This window comes from Brevibacillus composti, from assembly GCF_016406105.1.
GTDB classification, from domain to species: Bacteria; Bacillota; Bacilli; order Brevibacillales; family Brevibacillaceae; genus Brevibacillus; species Brevibacillus composti.
On the sequence record NZ_CP066308.1, the window covers coordinates 2,165,076 to 2,183,887 of the forward strand.

Consider the following 18,812-nt stretch of genomic DNA (forward strand, 5'->3'; position numbering starts at 1 on the left):
TCTATGCGTTTGTCAGATACTTCTGTAGAATAGAAGACAAGCAAATAACCAAAAACTGTACAGGAAAGCTGAAGGGAGATAGGAGACATGGACTTACATTTGCAGGGAAAAGTAGCCATTGTCCTGGCTTCGACGAAAGGTCTTGGCAGAGCGACCGCTTTCTGCCTGGCAAAAGAGGGTGCCGATGTCGTGCTCAGCGGGCGCGACGAAGCCGCTTTGAACGAGGCCAAGGCGGAGATCCTGCAAGCGACTGGCAGAGAGCCCCTGGCGCTGGTGACAGACGTGACCAAGGCGGAAGATATTGAGCGGCTGGTGGCTGAAACGGTCAACCGTTATGGACGAGTGGATATTTTGATCAATAATGCGGGCGGGCCGCCGGCAGGCACATTTGATCAGCTGAGCGATGAACAGTGGACGAATGCCTTTGAATTGAACCTGCTCAGCTTTGTCCGCTCGATCAGGGCCGTTCTGCCGCATATGCGCCGGCAGCAATTCGGGCGGATCGTCAATTTTGCGTCGTCTTCTTTTAAACAACCGCTGGAAAATCTGATTTTATCCAATACCTTTCGTACGGGGATCGTCGGACTGGCGAAAAGTTTGGCGACGGAGCTGGGGCCGGACGGCATTTTGATCAATACGATCGGACCCGGCCGGATCGCGACGGATCGGGTCGCAGCACTGGATCAAATCAGAGCGCAGAACCTCCAAATCGATGCGAGCGAAGTGCGCAAAAACGTAGAGGCCGCCATTCCGCTTGGCCGCTACGGCGAGCCGGAAGAGTTCGCCCGGATGGCGACATTCCTCGCGTCCCCGGCTAACAGCTATGTGACCGGCCAAGCTTTTCTCGTAGACGGCGGACTGGTCAAGGCAATCTGAGAAAAGTTTCGCTTCTATCTCTCTTTCTTCCCGCGTATGCATGTACTAATAGGTGACAAGCATTTGCGAAAGGGAGAGTAGAAAATGAAGGTTGTAATCGTCAGTTTGCGAAACCTCATCTTGGGCGGCATTGTCTTATTGATCGTGCTGGTCGCCGGAATTTTTCTGCTGGTGAAGGATCCGTTGAACGTTTCCGACTCCTACCGACAGCAAGAGTCCAGCGTTCCCGCTTCGGCCATGCCGATGGTGCAGCCCGAAGGCAAAGAAAAACCCTCGCTCAATCTGGATGTCAAAGTAGAGGGGAATACGGCGGAAGTGTCGCTGCTCACGCAAAATTTCCAATTTGTAAGCGACAACGGCGAGATGGATCTGCAGGCAGTATACGGCGAAGGGCATGCCCATCTATACCTGAACGGCGAGCCGAAGGGGATGATCTATCAGCCGGAGTTCCTCTTGAAGAAACTCCCAAAAGGGGAGCACGAGCTGCGCGTGGAGCTGAACTACAGCAATCATCTGCCCTACAAGATCGAAGCCGTACAAAAATTTGTCGTAGAATAAAAGGGCGTTCCAATGGGGACGCTTTTCTTTTTTTAACCGGAAGGAATAAGCTGGAAGAGGGCGAATGAAGAAAAATGAGACAGAATAGTCAGAAAGAATTGGAGGGCTGAACACATGCTGCGTTCCATCACGATTGGAGATTTGCTCGATGAGACAGCGGAGCGGTTTCCTGACCGCGAGGCTGTCGTGTACCATGAGCGGGGGCTGCGTTACTCCTACTCCCAGTTCCAGATGATTTGCAATCAGGCAGCCAGAGGATTTCTTTCGCTCGGCATCCAAAAAGGGGAGAATATCGCCATCTGGGCGACGAATGTGCCGGAATGGGTGATCAGTCAGTTCGCCACGGCGAAAATGGGCGGCGTGCTGGTCACGGTGAATACGAGCTACCGCGTCCACGAGCTGGAGTACCTGCTGCGCCAGTCGGAGTCGACGACGCTCCTCTTGATTGATTCGTACCGAAACGCCAGCTATCTGGACATGATCAGGGAAATCTGCCCCGAGCTGGACGAGTGCGAGCCCGGTCAGCTGCGCTCAGCGCGTTTGCCGCATCTGCGGAATGTGATCTACCTGGGCGAGGAAAGACAGCCGGGGATGTTTCTCTGGCGTGACCTGATGGAGCGTGGAGTGGAATACCCGGATGAAGAAAGAGTCGCCCGGCAAAAGTCGCTTCACCCTGACGATGTCATCAATATGCAGTACACCTCGGGTACGACGGGCTTTCCCAAAGGAGTCATGCTCTCCCATGTCAACATCGTCAACAATGCGATCAAAGTGGCAGAATGCCAGCGGTTGGATGAGACGGATCGCGTCTGCATACCCGTCCCGTTTTTCCATTGCTTCGGCTGTGTCATGGGGACGCTGGCTTCAGTGGCGACAGGGGCCGCGATGGTTCCGGTCATCGCCTTCGATCCGCAGGTGGTGCTCGATGTCGTCGAGGCGGAGCGATGCACGGCCCTGTACGGCGTGCCGACGATGTTTATCGCCGAGCTGAATCACGAGAGCTTCCCCGAAAGAGACCTGAGCTCGCTGCGCACCGGCATCATGGCAGGATCGCCCTGCCCGATTGAAGTGATGAAGCGGGTCGTGGAAAAAATGGGCATTCGGGACATCACGATCGCCTACGGGCAGACGGAATCGTCTCCGGTGATTACGCAGACCAGGCCCGATGATTCGATTGAGCGGCGGGTGACAACCGTCGGGCGGGCGCATGACGGCGTGGAAGTGAAAATCATCGATCCCGCCACCGGCGAGAGCTTGCCGCCAGGCGTGCAGGGGGAGCTCTGCACGAGGGGCTACCTGGTGATGAAAGGGTACTACAATATGCCGGAGCAGACCGCCAAGGTGATTGACCACGAGGGCTGGCTGCATACCGGCGATTTGGCCACGATGGATGAGCACGGCTATTTCCGCATCACGGGAAGGCTGAAGGACATGATTATCCGCGGCGGGGAGAATATCTACCCGCGGGAGATCGAGGAGTTTCTCTACACGCATCCCAAGGTGCTGGATGTGCAGGTCGTCGGCGTTCCGGATGCCAAGTACGGCGAGCAGGTGCTGGCCTGCATCAAGGTAAAGCCGGGAGAAACGCTGACGGAGGAGGAGCTGCTCGCCTACTGCGAGGGAAAAATCGCCCGGTTCAAAATCCCGCGCTACATCCAGTTTGTCACGGACTATCCGATGACGGCGTCCGGCAAGATTCAGAAATTCAAGCTGCGCGAACAAGCGATCGAGCTGCTCGGGCTGAGCGAGGAGGGCGGGTATTCGACCGCATGAGCACGGCGGCGAAGGCGGGGGAGGGTAGCGGCATCCCTTTACTTTCTCCCGGGACTCTTCTATGATGATGAGGATAAAAAAAAGCGAAGGCACGGATCCGTCCATGCCTTCGCCCTCTTTTTTTGCCATGGCTTATGCCTGTTGTTTGGCTTCGTAAGCGGCAATTTTGTCTTCGTATTGAAGGGTAATGCCGATGTCGTCGAGGCCGTTGAGCAGGCAGTAGCGGCGGTAGGAATCGACCTCGAAGGGGTAGGAGAGGCCTTCGCTGTCTTTCACCACTTGTTCCTGCAGATCAATCGTCAGTTCGTAGTTGTCGCGGCTTTCGGCACGCGTGAACAGCTCCTGCACCTGCTCTTCGCTCAGCTTGATCGGCAAGATGCCGTTTTTAAAGCAGTTGTTGTAAAAAATATCGGCAAAGGACGGCGCGATGACGGCGCGGAAGCCGTAGTCGAGCAATGCCCAGGGTGCGTGTTCGCGGGAAGAGCCGCAGCCGAAGTTATTGCGGGCCAGCAGAACTGTCGCCTGTTGATATTTCGGCTGATTCAGCACAAAGGATTCGATCGGCTGTCCATCAACCGTAAAACGCCACTCATAGAAGAGGAATTGACCAAATCCGGTGCGCTCGATCCGCTTCAAAAACTGTTTGGGGATGATGGCATCCGTGTCCACATTTACGCGGTCCAAAGGTGCTACCAATCCGGTGTGGATGACAAACGGGTTCATTGGAATACCTCCTTGTTCACGCCTTCGCGCTTCCATTCGCGCACGTCTACAAAATGACCGGCAATCGCAGCGGCAGCTGCCATTTCAGGGCTGACCAGATGGGTGCGGCCACCACGTCCCTGACGGCCCTCGAAGTTGCGGTTGGAGGTAGAGGCGCAGCGCTCACCTTCTTGCAGGATGTCCGGGTTCATCGCGAGGCACATGGAGCAGCCCGACTCGCGCCATTCAAAACCGGCTTCTTGGAAAATCAGGTGCAGACCTTCTTCTTCCGCTCTCTGCTTGACTGCCTGAGATCCGGGTACGACCATGGCATGTACATGGGCGGCTACCTTGCGTCCTTTTGCCACCTCGGCAGCGCGGCGCAGGTCTTCGATCCGGCCATTGGTACAGGAGCCGATAAAGACGCGGTCGATTTTAATCTCGCTCATCGGCGTGCCAGGTTCCAGGCCCATGTAGGCGAGGGCGTCCTGAGCGGCTTTGCGCTGAGCAGTTGTCTCAAACGAGTCGGGATGCGGCACGGTGCTGGTGATGTCGGTACCCATGCCCGGACTGGTTCCCCACGTCACTTGCGGAGCGATTTCGCTCGCATGGATTTCTACGACGTGATCGTACGCGGCGCCCGGATCGGTGCAGAGCTGCTTCCATTTTTCGACGGCAGCCAGGAAGTCTTCGCCTTGCGGAGCGTAGCGTCTGCCTTTCAGGTAAGCGAATGTCGTCTCATCCGGTGCGATCAGACCGGCGCGGGCACCTGCTTCGATGGACATGTTGCAGACCGTCATGCGCTCTTCCATCGTCAGCTTGCGAATCGCTTCTCCGGTGTATTCAATGACATACCCGGTGGCGAAGTCCGTGCCGTACTTGGCGATTATCGCCAGAATCAGGTCTTTTGCGGATACGCCGTAGGGGAGATCACCGACTACGCGGACTTCCAGCGTTTTGGGTTTGGACTGCTGCAGACACTGGGTCGCCAGCACATGCTCCACCTCGCTGGTGCCAATTCCAAAGGCAAGTGCGCCAAAAGCGCCATGCGTGGAGGTGTGGCTGTCGCCGCAGACGATCGTTTTGCCCGGAAGCGTCAAGCCCAGTTCAGGCCCGATGACGTGGACGATTCCCTGGTCGGGGCTGTTCAGGTCGGCGAGCGTGATGCCGAACTCTTGGCAGTTGGTCGTCAGCGTCTCCATCTGCTGGCGGGAGATCGGATCTTTTACATTGAAGCGATCGGCTGTCGGCACATTGTGGTCCATCGTGGCAAATGTCAGGTCAGGGCGGCGTACTTTGCGTCCTGCCAGGCGCAGACCTTCAAAGGCTTGCGGTGAGGTAACCTCGTGGACGAGATGCAAATCGATGTAGAGAAGGCTCGGTTTGCCGGGTTCCTCGTGGATGACATGCTGATCCCAGATTTTTTCAAACATCGTGCGAGGTTTCATGGGGATACTCCTCCTTCGTTCAAAAACTCTTATACAGGTTGTAACATGGCAATGAAAATAGTTCAAAGATATAATTATTATGAGATGGATAGTTTTTGCCTATTGGGAGGTTTGCATGGAATTACGACAGATACGTTATGTACTCGCAGTAGCGGAGGAGAGGAGCTTTTCCCGCGCTGCCAACCGCTTGCATCTGGCTCAGCCGTCTCTGAGCCAGCAGATTGCCAAGCTGGAAAAATTGCTGGGCGTGAACCTGTTTCACCGACTCCCGCAGCATGTAGAGCTGACAGACGCCGGCCAACGCTTTGTGCAAGTGGCGCAGACGCTGGTGGATCTGGCTGAGGGGCTCGAGCGGGAGATGCGTTCGTACGCCGTAGGCGAGAGCGGCAAGCTGTTGGTTGGCAGTCTCCCGATTACCGGAGCCTATGTGCTCCCGCGCGTGATTCCCGATTTTACCCGTCAGTTTCCCGGGGTGGAGCTGCAGCTTCTGGAAGAGACCTCCAGCAATCTGGAACAAATGCTCGTGCGCGGAAAAATCGATATCAGCCTGCTCACGATGCCCATCTCCGATCCGACATTGGAGGCGATTCCGGCGATTCATGAAGAGATTTTTCTCGCGGTGCCGCCGCAGCATCCCATTGCGCAAAAAGAAGAGGTGGACCTCGCTGAACTCGCCGATCAGCCTTTTATTCTATTAAAAGAAGGGCAGGGTTTTCGCACCATTTCGCTGCGCCTTTGCGATGAGGCCGGCTTCCGTCCGCGCATCGTGTTTGAGAGCACCAACATCCAGACGGTCCAGTCCTTGGTGGCGACGGGAATGGGACTTTCGTTTGCGCCGCGGATGATTACCCTGGCACCGGGAACGACAGAACCGCCTGTCTATGTGCGCATAGCAGGCCGTCCGTTCCGCACGCTCGTCGTGGCCTATCGCAAAGATCGTCCGTTATCCCGTCCGGCGGAGGCCTTTGTCAATTGGCTGGTGGATCAGAAAAGTCATTTCTGACAGCCGCCCCATCAGCCGCGACAAGCGAGGCAGCATGTGCTACACTAATGCCAAAATGACACCTGAGGAGGCGTTATCCCGATGAGAGAAATCAAGACAGAAGCAGAATTCACACAGGCCATCTCCCAAGAGAAGCCGGTTGTCGTCAAATTTTATACAGACTGGTGCCCGGACTGCCATCGGATCGATCCGTTTATGCCCGCAGTAGAGGAAGCGTACCGCGAAAAAGTGGAGATGGTGGCCGTCAACCGCGATACCCTGCCGGAGCTGTCCCAACAGCTGGATGTTTTTGGCATCCCCAGCTTTATCGCTTTCGCGAACGGCAAGGAACTGATCCGCTTCGTCAGCAAGCTGGGCAAAAGCCGGGAAGAGATCGAGCATTTTCTCGACCGTGCCATCCAGGTCAGCGAATCGTTGAAGCAGGCGTAACCCTCTGATGATACGCATGGAGAAGCAAGGAGAATGGCTGGTCGGCACCATCCCGGACGAGGCCGACGATATGCCGGTGGGCACGCTGCTCCGGGAGCAGTGGAAATGGCCCAAAAAACTGGTGCATTTGCTGTTTCAGCAAAAAGAGGTGTGGCTGGATGAAAGCCCGGTCCCGCAGCATCGCAAAGTGAAAAGCGGGCAGGCGATCCGGGCAAAAGTATGCACCCCCGAACCGCACGGGGTCGAACCGTCCGGGGCAACCCTCGATGTCCTCTATGAAGACGATCATCTGCTGATCGCAAACAAGCCCGCCGGCGTGCTTCTGCATCCCACGGAAAAGCATCACCGCGGGACGCTGGATCACCTCGTAGCGGGGCATTTTCAGCGGACGGGCGTCCAGGCGAGGGTACGCCATGTGCACCGGCTCGATCTGGAGACGTCAGGGGCCGTGATGTATGCGAAGCATTCGCTGGCCTCCGCTCTGTTGGACGAAGCCCTGCGACAGAGGCACATCAAGCGGCATTACGTGGCTTACGTGCAGGGAACCCTGTCAAAGGACAGCGGAACCATCGCGGAACCGATCGGCAAGGACCGCAATCATCCGAGCCGCCGGCGCGTGACGCCGAATGGCGATCCGGCGATTACCCATTTTCGCGTAACGGAGCGATACGCGGGTGCGACCCGGCTGGAATGCCAGCTGGAGACCGGGCGCACACACCAGATTCGCGTCCATCTCAGCTATCTCGGCCACCCGCTGCTGGGCGATACCCTCTACGGCGGGAAAGCGGGATTGATCCAGAGACAGGCGCTGCACGCGTTTGCCCTGCGCTTTACCCATCCGTTCGGCGGGGAGATGCTCGACGTGCTGGCTTCCATCCCGCCCGAGCTGATGCAGCTCGAAGAGAAGCTGCGTCAATCGCCAATCCGGCGGTAGCTGAATAAACTGCCAGGGAAGAAGCAGAGAGGGTGGTACGATGAAACGACCCATCATCGGCATTTTAACCTGGCGGGAAGGCAAGCGATTCGCTGAGCCTGCCTATTTTCGCAAGCTGATTCGAGCCGGAGAAGAGCTGGGCTGCACGCTCTTTTTGTTCTCCCCGCCCGATGTCTTGGCCGGCGGGAGTCGCGTTCGCGGCTTCATTCCCACCTCAGGCGGCTGGCAAGCGCGGATGTTTCCACGGCCGGACGCCGTGATCGACCGCTACCGCTATTCGCCCGGCGAGGCATTCAAGCGGTACGTGGCCTTTCGCAAGTCCAGCGACTTCCTCTATGCCAACAACCGCCTGGCGAACAAGTGGAGGGTGCATGAGGTGCTGTACAGCGACAGCCGGATGCACCCGTGGCTGCCGGAAACCGTCCTGTACAGCCGGGCCAATTTGCACAAGATGCTGACTCGTCACGCCACCATCTACGTCAAGCCTGTCAACGGGACGGGCGGGCGCAACATCCTGTCCGTGGAAAAGCGCGCCAATGGCTATCATCTCTTGGGACGAGACCGTCAGCGGGCGCGGGTCTCCCTCGTCTTCAAGCAGCTGGAATCCGTCCAGAGCAGGGTGAAAAAATGGGCGACAAAGGACAAGTACATCGTGCAGCAAGGACTTCATCTGGACCTCGTTCCTGATCGGGCTGTCGACATGCGCCTCCTCATTCAAAAGGACGGGGCCGGACGCTGGAGCATCACGGGTGCGGGCATGCGCGTCGGCGGGGCGATGAGCGCCACCTCCAACCTGCATGGAGGGGGAAAGGCCGTTTCGGCAGAGACCTTTTTGCAGCGGCGCTTCGGGGAAGCGAGAGCACAGGAAATCATGCAAGACTGTGAACGTTTGGCCTATCAGACGATGGATACGCTGGAGGGCCACTTTGGCCGGATGATGGAGATGGGATTGGACATCGGCATCGACATTCACGGCCGGCCCTGGCTGATCGAAGTGAACCCCAAACCGGGACGGGAGATCTTCCGAGAGATGGGGGCCATGCGCAAGTACAAGGAAGCGATCCAGAAGCCCGTCCAGTACGCGCTCTATCTGGCACGGACGGAGTCGGGAAAAAAAGCGACGGGGTAATCAGGCGAAGCGGCGCATGGAAAGCGCCGTTTTTTCCTGCGCAGGTCCAACGTTTTGCATTCCTTTTGGTCGGGGTGGGGTGAGCGCGTCCAGCGGGAGCGGTGTGAAACAGAAAGCGGCTTGATTCGTAATACATCATGATTAGACGATGCTCCCTTTTGGCCACAATGGGGAATGAAGGAGTTGATAGTGTGGAGCAGCTAATCCAATTGGCAACCGATTACTGGCCGATCGTCGTCGGGGCGATTCTCTTGATTATTATCTTGCAGTTGATCGTGAAAAGTCTGTTTCGCATCATTTCTATTTTTATCGTGATCGGTGTCGTGCTGGTGCTAGTCTTCGAATTTTCGCCGGAACAGGTCATTAACATGGGGCGCAGCGCTGTGCAGACCACGCAGGACGCCTTGGAGGGCACCGTCGTTCCTTTGTTGGACAAGGAACTGAAGGATGCCACGATCACCTTCCATGAGGATGGAAGCTACGAAATGAAGACCAAGAGCATCCGGATTACGGGCAAAAAGGGAGATACGCGAGCAACGGTTCACTACGGAGACAACAGCTGGGACGTAGATGTAAGCATACTCGGACAGCTGTTTGAGGAGAAGCTGAAAAAGGCGGAGGCTTCCGCCCAATCTTTGTAGTACGGCTTTGGCGAGAGTACACCATCGTGGCCGGTTAAGCAACCGCGACAGGGCAAGAAGGGAAGGGAGGCAACGCCTCGCAAACCGTCTTGCCCTGTTTCTTTGGGGAAAGGCGACGGTCTACAGCTGCGGCGGCTTGCGCAGCAAGCTCGCCTGTTCATAGGCATGCCCGATGCGAATCAGCGACGGCTCGCTGAAGGCTCTTCCCGTGAACATAATCCCAAACGGCTTTCCCGACGATTCAAAGCCGGCGGGTACCGTGATGGAGGGATACCCGGCTTTTGCCGCGATCCCGTAGCCAAAATCATGGGGATAGAGCAGACAGTCCAGCTGGTGCTGCTCCAGGACGGCGTCCAGTCCTTCCGTCCGGGACCATCTGAGATCGCGCAGCCTGCTGAGTAGATACGTAGGCTCCGTCAGGGTGCCGCTGGTCTCTTGCGACTGCTCCAGGATATCCTGGCTATAGCGGAGCGCCACATCCGCATGCGCTTTGTTCCAGGCGATGACATCGGCCAAGGTGCGCAGTGGGAAAGCGGAAGGAAGACGGGAGAGATAGGCATTTACCCCTGTTTTAAACTCGTAGTAGAGAACGGCTGAATCGGTCGGCTCCGATTCGGAGGGGATCCGGACATCGTCCACCAGGACCGCACCGAGCTCCTCCAGGACGCGCAGGGCCGTTTGGAACAAGGAAAGCTGATCGGCATTCATCTGCTCCCCCTGAAAGCTGCGGACGATGCCCACTCTCGTCCCCTGGAGCCCGCGCCTATCCAGAAACGGGGTATAGTCGCTGAAAAAATGTCCCTCACTGGCCGCAGTAGCTGGATCTTCCTCGTCGATCCCGGTCATCGCGCCGAGCAGGATCGCTGCATCTTCGACGGTACGGGCCATCGGACCCGGCGTATCCTGGCTGATGGCGATCGGGATGACGCCGGAGCGGCTGATCAGTCCCACTGTTGGCTTGATTCCTACCAGCGCGTGGTTGGCAGAGGGGTTCAGGATCGAGCCGGAGGTTTCCGTGCCGATGGCGCCCGCGGCAAATCCGGCGGCAGCGGCGGCTCCCGAACCGGAGCTGGAGCCACCCGCGTCAAAGAGACCCGGTCCGTAGGGATTGCGCACTTGGCCGCCGCGCGAGCTGTAGCCGTTGGGCATCTCATGCGACATGAAGTTCGCCCATTCCGTCATATTCGTTTTGCCCAGGATGACCGCACCCGCACTCCGCAGTCGCTGCACCAGGAAAGCGTCACGGCTGGCATAGGCATGAGCGAGTGCCAGAGAGCCAGCGGAGGTGTGCATTTGGTCCGCTGTGGCGATGTTGTCCTTGAGCAAGACAGGAATGCCGTGCAGCGGCCCGCGCTCCCCGCGGATTTGCCGCTCCCGGTCCAAAGCCTCGGCAATTTGCAGAGCCTGCGGATTGATCTCGATGATGGCATTGAGCCCGGCTCCTTGCTTATCGTGCTGCATGATGCGCTCCAGGTAAGCAATCGTAAGCTCCCGGCTGGTGATTTTTCCTGTTCGCATCGCCAACTGCAATGTGCGAATGCTCGCTTCCGTGTAGTGATCCAACGAGACTTCCCCCTTTATGATGAGAAATAGAAAGCAAACTGTTACCGTTAGGGTTCAAGAATAAGCAGGGAAACCCTCTTTGCGGGGAAGAATTGTTTGTTTGCAGTACCACCGTTCTGCATATTAGCCTTCGCAGAAATGCGAGCGGACCTGGTATCCTGTCGCAGAGTACGGGGGATGAAACAGTTTGATGTGGCTCTTTTTTTTCGGAGTAACAATATACCCCCAATTTCTCCACGATCAATCGGGAAATTGGGGGTAGTAACAGTGAAATTTCCTAGACGTTCTCTATCCTTTTCCTATATGTCCGAGCTTACTTGTTCGCCACGGCCGTTTGCAGTTGGGATGCTTCTCCCTCTACATAGCGGTTGCGCGGGTGCTCGCGGCATTCGTCGGAGCATGAGCGCTTGTATTTTACCTCGCATTCCGGGCAGCAGAAGTGCTGCTTGTTGCAGAAGGGATTGGCGCAGTTGAGATAGCGGTCTTCCGGCTTGCCGCAATAGTAACATTTACTGATGACGACGTCTTCCTCCGTATGGTTGATCTTCACCGAAATCCGTTCGTCAAAGACGTAGCACTTGCCATCCCACAGTCGTCCTTTTACTTCCGGGTCTTTTCCGTAGGTCACGATGCCGCCGTGCAGCTGATACACATCCTGGAAGCCTTCCTTCAGCAGGATGCCGGTCAATTTTTCGCAGCGGATGCCGCCGGTGCAGTAGGTGAGGACCTTTTTGTCCTTAAACTGGCTCAGGTTTTCGCGAATCCACTCGGGGAATTCTCGGGAGGACTCGACACCCGGGCGAATCGCTCCGCGGAAGTGACCCAGATCGTATTCATAGTCGTTGCGGCCGTCGATCACGACGACATCATCGCGTTGCAGCATTTCATAAAACTCTTTGGGTTGCAGGTATTTGCCAGTCAGTTCCGTCGGATGGAAATCATCCTCCAGGCGCCAGGTAACCAGTTCTTTTTTCGCGCGAACGAACATTTTTTTAAAGGCATGTCCGTCTGCCTCATCTATTTTAAACCAGATATCCGCAAAACGCGGGTCTTTGCGTACGAACTCCATGTAAGCATCGGTCTGTTCCACCGTACCGGAGACGGTGCCGTTCAGCCCCTCCGGAGCGACGATAATTCGTCCTTTCAGACCGAGTTCCTTGCAGAACTGCAGATGTTCAGCAGCATACTCCTCGTAATTGTCGAGGTGGACATACTTGTAGTAAAGCAGAATACGATACGGTTTTTGTACTTGCAATGTACAATTCACCCTTTCTTGCTATTTGGTTTTACTAAAACGCACACGCTATTATAGCACAGGTAAAAAGTTTTTGCAGAAAAAAATAGATCCAGCACGGTAAACACTTCGTGCCGGATCGGATTTTGGCCAGACTGACCTGTCGACGAGACGGGGTCTTCTTAAGGGGCCGAAGAGACGGCCATATCTTCCACATGCTGCAGGATGTCTGTATAGAGGCGGGTGTGGTAGTACATGCCGAGCTCCATTCCTCGCTCGATCAGCGCCTTGTTCTCTCCTTCATAGAGGCGAGCGGTCACTTCGTAGATTTCGTCCGCATGGGTGATATCCAGCGTTTCATGGTCGGTAAAATGAGCGAGATCGGCATGGTCCCCGTATTCGGCCGATGCGTAGGCCCCGACCAAGGGGGAGACGCGGGCGACGATTTCCTCGATCACGCCGAGCGCTGCCAGCCCCTCCGGGTAGGGATGGTGCAGGCAGAGGTCCATGATGGCCCGGTTGTAGGCGATCACACCGACGCACGGCTTGCTATGCAGCCGCTCCTCCTCCGTGACGCCCAGTCCGTACAGGAACTTCTTGTAGGTCTCCACGTGAACCAGCGCGGTATTCATGCGCCCGTGCTCCTCAAACAAATTTTCCACCAGCGGCATCCGCAGCCGGTAGTCGGGGATGGCGGTCAGGATCGCCGCCAAAAAGCGCGGAAAGTGCTCGACGACATGATACGTCTGAAGAGCGGCTTCCTTGGCTTGCCCCGGCGACACCTTTCTGTTTTTCATCGCTTGAAAAAGCGGGTGCTGCTCTACCTTGGCCCGCGTAAAAAGCGCGCGGGCGCGCTGCTTGATTTGGTCGTAAGGCGTTGTCATACATGCCCTCCTACATCAATGTGATTTCGTGTGCCGCCAGCGACAGGTCGCGAGGCGGATCGCCGTATGCATAGGTGGTGGAGCGGAGCTTGATGGCCAGCGGGTTGCGGTAGGCTTTCGCTTCCTCGGGCGATAGGCCCGTAAATGCATACGCGTACCGCCTCTGCCATCTGCGTGCCAGGTAGGCAAAAAATGCGGGCCGGTGGTCACGCGGCTCGGCGCTGGCGTAATGGGCGAGATAGAGATGGGGAAAAACGTTCCGCTTCGCCGGCAGGGCGATTGCTCCCCGCAAGCGAAAAGGGGCGTGGAGCATCCGCAGCAGCGGGGGAAGGGAGCGGGAGGCGATCAGCTTTCGAACAGGCGTCTGATCGACCAGCTTGCAAACAGCAAGCAGCCCATCCGCGCTCCGCAGGCCGAGAAAGACGCCCCCCTCCGCAAACCGCTCCCGATCTGCAAAGGCAAAGGAGAGCGGAACTGCCCACTGTTCGTAGTGCTTCCAGGCTTCGCCCGCAGAAATCTCCTCCACCTGTTTCCAGTCTCCCGCCAGGGGCAAAAACAGCGGCATGCCGAGATGAACCGACTGGCCGATGGGAGCGGCGGCCGGAAACAGCCGGTCCCCCCGCAAGAGAGAAGGCCGGTGTGAATTGCTGTCCCAGACGATCCCGTAGGCCCAGCGGCTTTCTCCCTGCAGCGCTTTGACCGCCTCGTGCACCAGGCGAAAGTAGGCGCGGGTCCCCGTGAACGCCGGATGCAAACGGAAATCATGCAGGTAGAGCGCGGGCGTCTTTTCTCCCGCGAGGAAGCGATCGATTCGCGTGACGCCGAGGCAGCCGATCAGCCGCTCCCGCCGCCATAGGCCGTAATAGCGCGACTCTCCCCATGTCCGGCCGAGCGCAAAAAAGTCGGGAGATCGGTCGATGACGAACAAGTCGCTCCCCGTGTCCGAAGTCGCGGCCAGATCGAGCAGGGCCTGATTATGCTCTTCCGTCAAAAGAGTAACCGCATAGTTCATGCCAAACGCCCGACCGTAAGCTGACGGTACATCATGGAGCGCTCCAGCGCGGTCATCTCCTGTGAAAGTGATTCATCCAATGTGAACCGGTCCTGCAGGAGCGCGGGGAGCGCGGGAGAAGCCAGCATGTTCCGATAGAGCAGGACCGCTTCCGGGGCTTTCGTCTGCAGGAGCGTGCGTGCGATCGCATCGCGCTGCGGAGCCGTTGCCCAGTCAAATACATTGGACAGGTAGAAGGCATCAATCGCCTGCAGCTCGGGTTCGGCGTCCTGCAGGGCGACAGGCAGAACCGCCAGTTTGTGCAGATTCCGCCTCGCAGCTGCATACCCCTCTTCCGTCAGGTAGGCCGGTGCCCCGTCCGGATGCTCCCAGGCGTACGCAGCGTACAAGAGTTGGGTAAAAAAGTAATTGCCCGCCAACGGGCGCGCCTGCAGTTCCCGCTGAAACATCGACTCAAAAAACAAACCGAAATCCTGCTCGCCGGCCTGAGCGAACATGAACGCCGGAAAGAATTGCAAATGCGTCGTTTTGCTCAGCAGAATTCTCACGGCTGTGCGCCAGGTTTCGCTTTGCAGATACCGCCGGGAAAAGGCAATCTGCTCCTCGACGGTCCGGCAAGACAAAAGCTCCTGCCAGACCTCATCCCCGTAGACGTTATGGCGAAGATTATCCCCGATAAAGCGGTAAAAGCGCTCGGTGGCACCGCAATGATTCAAGCCTTGAGCGATCAGTCCGGGGTGCTCGTCCCAAAAGGAGCGCGCGTACGGAGGCAGCTCCACTCGCAGCCGGGCGTACGTTTCCAGCCGATCCGCCCCTTTGGTTTCACCGAGAAAGGCGAGGTACTCTTCGCGGGTGAGTACCGCAAGCGCGGCCTTTTTGCATTCGATCAGCGCCGCTTGGGCTGGATTCTGGTCGATGGCGTAGATTATATCCACGTCATCGCAGAGCAGAGAAAAGGCTGTGCAGCCGCCAGATCCGATGGCGGCGATGCGGCGCGGGGAAAAACGCTCCGACAGGGCGAGCTCGACCCGGCTGTCTTCGCGGATTTGGGCAAAGTAAATGGCGGTCATCGCGGGATTCCCTCCTCGAACTTTTTCAGCATGACATCGCGAAAGCGGGACCAGTGCTTCAGCATGAACAAGCCCCGGTTCAAATCGTGCTTCACGCGCTTGCGCAGGGCGGGGGCGGGCGGGGAGGAGTGCAGGAGAATTTGGCTCCCGCCTTCCTCGGGATATATGCCTCTGGCTCCGAGCCAGGAGAGCAGCACAGGTGATGCCGCTTTCTTGCGGTATAAGGTATGCCGGCTGCACGTGCTCAGCTTTTGCAAATCAAGCTGTTCGATATGCTTCAGTCGATCAGCGAAGATGCGGGCGGTCTCTCGGGCTTTCTCCGGAATGGCCTCCCCCGTGAGTGCCGGATAGGAGGCGCGGCGGAACAGCGTTTTGAATATTATCATCAGCTCCGGGTTTTGCAATTCGGCCATGAGATGAAACGTCTCGGCAGGATACGCCTTTTGCAAAGATTCATAGAAATGAAGAAACATTCGCAAATAGGCCCCTCGCTCCGAGAACAGGGGACCCAGGTACAAATAGTGCTCGCCATTGCAAGCGAAAGCGTGCAGCAGCTGAAAGGCTGCCATTCCGTGTTCGCTTTTCGCCATGAGGATCTGCGGGTATGCCTCCCATTTGGAGGAAAGGTAGCGGGCCAGATCAAGAGAGTTCGGTTCATGCAGAGCCTTCTCTGCCAGACGGAGACAAGCTTGCCTCTGCTCAGAGGTCAGCTCGGAGACGGCGAATTGGTGATAGGTAAGCATCGTCAGGTGCTCCCTCCCGTCACGGCATGCGTAAATAGCGGAATCAAGATGTTTGCCATCAGGCGGACATGCCGGCGACCGCTATGCAAGATTATTCTGATGATACTCCAAATGCGCCTCTTGCAGAAAGCCCCATCTGCAAGGGGGAGGTTTTTGAGAGAGCCAATCCAGAATAATAGACGCTCGAAACGGGTAAAAAGTCATGTTGCGTCGCGAAAAGAAATGGACACCGGTGCGCGTATTTACCACGACGCTTTTGGGAGACTTGGTTGGCAGAAATGAGACTCTTGTCCTGTTTCCTTTTTCCCTCTCTTGTGGTAATTACACGTTCGGTTCGTTCGAATCAATATATAGTGGTATCTTTGTCGAAAAAATTATTGCCTTGCTAGATATAGTGGTGTCTAGTACACTGGAGGAAAGTTTTGAAACGCAAAATCTACCAAATATAGATCCCGTCATTGTACCCAATCGGCTGGCATAAACACACGGGGCGACGAAGGAGTTGCGGTATGAACGCTGTAAGCACGATTCAGATTCTGAAACGAAACGGAGAGCCGGAAGAGCTGCGGATCGACAAACTGAAAAAGGTGATCGGGTATGCCTGCAAGGATTTTCCGGCATGTGACCCGCTTGAGCTGGAGATGGATGCCTGCATCCAGTTCCGCGACGGCATGACGACGAAAGAAATCCAGCGCATCGTCATGCAGACGGCTGTGGAAAAAACGAGTGTGGACACACCTGATTGGCAGTACGTGGCGGCCCGGCTGCTTGCATATGATCTGTACAAAGACGCCGCCATCAATCGCGGCTATCGCGGGCACTTCGGTTATGGTGATTTTACCGCGCTCGTCCATACATTGACGGAACAAGGCTTGTACGGCACGTATTTGACGGAGACATACAGCGACGAAGAGCTTGCGCAGCTGCAGGCGTACATCAAACCGGAGAGGGACGAGCTGTTCAACTACGCAGGGCTTCGGCTGCTGGCGGACCGCTACCTGATCAAGAACTATGACAAAGGCGTGATGGAGCTGCCCCAAGAGCGGTTCATGATCATTGCGATGCATTTGGCGATGAAAGAACAGGACAGACTCAAGCATGCCAAGGATTTCTACGACGTGCTCTCCAAGCTGGAGATTACGGTGGCTACTCCGACACTGGCGAATGCGGGCACACCTTATCATCAGCTCTCCTCCTGCTTTATCGATACCGTGGACGACTCGCTGACGGGCATCATGAATACGGCAGGTGCGACTTCGATGGTCTCCAAATACGGCGGCGGCGTCGGAATCTACCTGGGCAAGGTTCGCAGCCGCGGCTCTTCCATTCGCGGCCACAAGGGCGCTTCCGGCGGCATCGTTCCCTGGACCAGGCTGTATAACCAGATTGCGATCAGCGTCGACCAGTTGGGTACCCGGGCGGGAGCTTTTGCCATCTACCTGGATGTCTGGCACGCGGACATTCTCGACTTCCTCCTGCTCAAGACGAATAACGGGGACGACCGGATGAAGGCGCATGACATCTTCCCGGGCGTATGCATACCGGATCTGTTCATGGAGCGGGTGAAGGAGCGGGGCAGCTGGTATCTCTTTGATCCGCATGAAGTGCGCGAGGTGATGGGCTTCTCCCTGGAGGACTCCTATGGCGAGGAATTTGAGCGCCGCTATGAGCTTTGCGTACAGGAGGAAAAGTTGACGATCAAGACGGAGATTCCGGCGATTGAGATCATGAAGCGAATCATGGCCAGCGCGTTTGAGACCGGCACACCGTTTCTCTTCTTCCGCGATACCGTTAACCGCGCCAATCCGAACAAGCACAAAGGCATGATCTACTCTTCCAATCTCTGCACGGAAATCATGCAAAACATGAGTCCCACCGTGTTCATCAGCGAAGAACTGGAGGACGGGGAAGTCGTCCATCGCTACAGACCAGGCGACTTCGTCGTATGCAACCTCTCCTCGCTGAACCTGGGACGCGTCCATTCCGCTGCGGATATCGCCCGGATCGTACCGATTCAGATGAGAATGCTGGACAATGTGATCGATCTGAATTACTATCCGGTAAAGCAGGCCGAAGTGACGAATCAGAAATACCGCGCTGTCGGTCTCGGCACGAGCGGTTACCATCAATACCTCGCGCAGAACGGAATCAAGTGGGAGAGCGAGGAGCATGTGGAAACAGCGGACAAGCTGTATGAGGAGATCGCCTACCATGCGATCAAAGCCTCGATGGAACTGGCCAAGGAAAAGGGAAGCTACCCGCTGTTTGCAGGCAGCGAGTGGGAGACGGGCGAGTATTTCGAGCGGCGCGGCTACTCGGACGAGCGCTGGATGACGCTGATGGCGGAGGTGGCGGAAAGCGGCATGCGCAATGCCTGGACCTTTGCTGTCGCTCCTACGGGGACGACCAGTCTGATCGCCGGCTCTACCGCATCGACCGACCCGGTCTACGCGAAGTATTTCGTCGAGGAAAAACGAAGCGGCAATATCCCGCAAACGGCCCCCAACCTGAATGAAAAGACATTCTTTTTCTACAAGGAAGCGCATCGGATTGATCAGCAGTGGTCCATCCGGGCAGCGGGAGCCAGACAGCGGCATATCGACCAGGCCCAATCGTTTAACTTGTACATCACCCCGCATATTTCTGCCCCCGATTTTCTCAACCTGTACATTCAGGCTTGGGAAAACGGGTTGAAAACCATCTACTACGTGCGGAATCAATCCGTAGAGGTGGAAGATTGCGTCAGCTGCTCGGCGTAAAAGACATACCCATTCTGCTCCCCGGTCGCTCTGGCCGGGGACGTTACTTGGTTA

Annotated in this window: 18 protein-coding genes; 10 read left to right on the forward strand and 8 right to left on the reverse strand. The window is 56.7% G+C overall.

Annotated features, from left to right (window positions below; all coding sequences use genetic code 11):
* Nucleotides 1-87: 87 nt before the first annotated feature.
* The 3 genes from JD108_RS11170 to JD108_RS11180 all read left to right on the forward strand — a co-directional run bounded on the left by JD108_RS11170 (nt 88) and on the right by JD108_RS11180 (nt 3,207).
* On the forward strand, nt 88-876 hold the full coding sequence (locus JD108_RS11170; RefSeq protein ID WP_198829875.1) for an SDR family oxidoreductase: 789 nt from the start codon (nt 88-90) through the stop codon (nt 874-876).
* Nucleotides 877-960: 84 nt separating this feature from the next.
* A complete protein-coding gene (locus JD108_RS11175; protein WP_198829876.1) occupies nt 961-1,434 on the forward strand; it encodes a hypothetical protein in 474 nt (157 codons plus the stop codon).
* A gap of 114 nt (nt 1,435-1,548) precedes the next feature.
* Nucleotides 1,549-3,207 carry an AMP-binding protein gene (locus JD108_RS11180; RefSeq protein WP_198829877.1) on the forward strand — a complete coding sequence of 553 codons (1,659 nt, stop codon included), beginning with the start codon at nt 1,549-1,551 and terminating at the stop codon, nt 3,205-3,207.
* A gap of 132 nt (nt 3,208-3,339) precedes the next feature.
* On the opposite strand, the gene leuD is transcribed toward JD108_RS11180, so the two are convergent.
* Together leuD and leuC are read right to left on the reverse strand one after the other, a co-directional pair.
* Nucleotides 3,340-3,930: a 3-isopropylmalate dehydratase small subunit gene (leuD, locus tag JD108_RS11185; protein WP_198829878.1), complete on the reverse strand. Its 591-nt coding sequence runs from the start codon at nt 3,928-3,930 to the stop codon at nt 3,340-3,342.
* A complete protein-coding gene (gene leuC / locus JD108_RS11190) occupies nt 3,927-5,357 on the reverse strand; it encodes a 3-isopropylmalate dehydratase large subunit (RefSeq protein ID WP_198829879.1) in 1,431 nt (476 codons plus the stop codon). Before leuC ends, leuD begins: the two co-directional genes overlap by 4 nt.
* A gap of 115 nt (nt 5,358-5,472) precedes the next feature.
* Here leuC and JD108_RS11195 point away from each other — a divergent pair, with 115 nt between their 5' ends.
* The 5 genes from JD108_RS11195 (at nt 5,473) to JD108_RS11215 (ending at nt 9,493) form a co-directional block, all read left to right on the forward strand.
* Nucleotides 5,473-6,360, forward strand: coding sequence for a LysR family transcriptional regulator (locus JD108_RS11195; protein ID WP_198829880.1), 888 nt, complete (start codon nt 5,473-5,475; stop codon nt 6,358-6,360).
* 81 nt (nt 6,361-6,441) lie between these two features.
* The gene (locus JD108_RS11200) at nt 6,442-6,789 is read left to right on the forward strand and encodes a thioredoxin family protein (protein WP_198829881.1); all 348 of its coding nucleotides are present in this window, start codon (nt 6,442-6,444) and stop codon (nt 6,787-6,789) included.
* A gap of 7 nt (nt 6,790-6,796) precedes the next feature.
* A complete protein-coding gene (locus JD108_RS11205; RefSeq protein ID WP_198829882.1) occupies nt 6,797-7,723 on the forward strand; it encodes an RluA family pseudouridine synthase in 927 nt (308 codons plus the stop codon).
* A gap of 40 nt (nt 7,724-7,763) precedes the next feature.
* Nucleotides 7,764-8,852, forward strand: coding sequence for a YheC/YheD family endospore coat-associated protein (locus JD108_RS11210; RefSeq protein ID WP_198829883.1), 1,089 nt, complete (start codon nt 7,764-7,766; stop codon nt 8,850-8,852).
* Between the two features lie 191 nt (nt 8,853-9,043).
* Nucleotides 9,044-9,493: a hypothetical protein gene (locus JD108_RS11215; RefSeq protein WP_198829884.1), complete on the forward strand. Its 450-nt coding sequence runs from the start codon at nt 9,044-9,046 to the stop codon at nt 9,491-9,493.
* 120 nt (nt 9,494-9,613) lie between these two features.
* Here the strand turns inward: JD108_RS11215 and JD108_RS11220 are convergent, their stop codons facing one another.
* The 6 genes from JD108_RS11220 to JD108_RS11245 form a co-directional block, all read right to left on the reverse strand.
* A complete protein-coding gene (locus JD108_RS11220) occupies nt 9,614-11,056 on the reverse strand; it encodes an amidase family protein (RefSeq protein ID WP_198829885.1) in 1,443 nt (480 codons plus the stop codon).
* Between the two features lie 313 nt (nt 11,057-11,369).
* A complete protein-coding gene (gene trhO / locus JD108_RS11225) occupies nt 11,370-12,311 on the reverse strand; it encodes an oxygen-dependent tRNA uridine(34) hydroxylase TrhO (protein WP_198829886.1) in 942 nt (313 codons plus the stop codon).
* Between the two features lie 161 nt (nt 12,312-12,472).
* Nucleotides 12,473-13,174, reverse strand: coding sequence for an iron-containing redox enzyme family protein (locus tag JD108_RS11230; RefSeq protein ID WP_198829887.1), 702 nt, complete (start codon nt 13,172-13,174; stop codon nt 12,473-12,475).
* 10 nt (nt 13,175-13,184) lie between these two features.
* Nucleotides 13,185-14,186, reverse strand: coding sequence for a hypothetical protein (locus JD108_RS11235; protein WP_198829888.1), 1,002 nt, complete (start codon nt 14,184-14,186; stop codon nt 13,185-13,187).
* Entirely contained in the window at nt 14,183-15,256 is a 1,074-nt protein-coding gene (locus JD108_RS11240; RefSeq protein ID WP_198829889.1) for a DUF3419 family protein, read from the reverse strand. The genes JD108_RS11235 and JD108_RS11240 overlap by 4 nt, the downstream gene beginning before the upstream one ends.
* Nucleotides 15,253-15,999 (reverse strand): hypothetical protein, encoded by a 747-nt coding sequence (locus JD108_RS11245; RefSeq protein WP_198829890.1) that lies wholly within the window; start codon nt 15,997-15,999, stop codon nt 15,253-15,255. Before JD108_RS11245 ends, JD108_RS11240 begins: the two co-directional genes overlap by 4 nt.
* Before the next feature lie 202 nt (nt 16,000-16,201).
* Here JD108_RS11245 and JD108_RS11250 point away from each other — a divergent pair, with 202 nt between their 5' ends.
* Nucleotides 16,202-16,480, forward strand: a complete 279-nt coding sequence (locus JD108_RS11250) for a hypothetical protein (protein WP_198829891.1) — start codon at nt 16,202-16,204, stop codon at nt 16,478-16,480.
* Between the two features lie 28 nt (nt 16,481-16,508).
* A complete protein-coding gene (locus JD108_RS11255; RefSeq protein WP_228728385.1) occupies nt 16,509-18,758 on the forward strand; it encodes a ribonucleoside-diphosphate reductase subunit alpha in 2,250 nt (749 codons plus the stop codon).
* Nucleotides 18,759-18,812 lie beyond the last annotated feature (54 nt).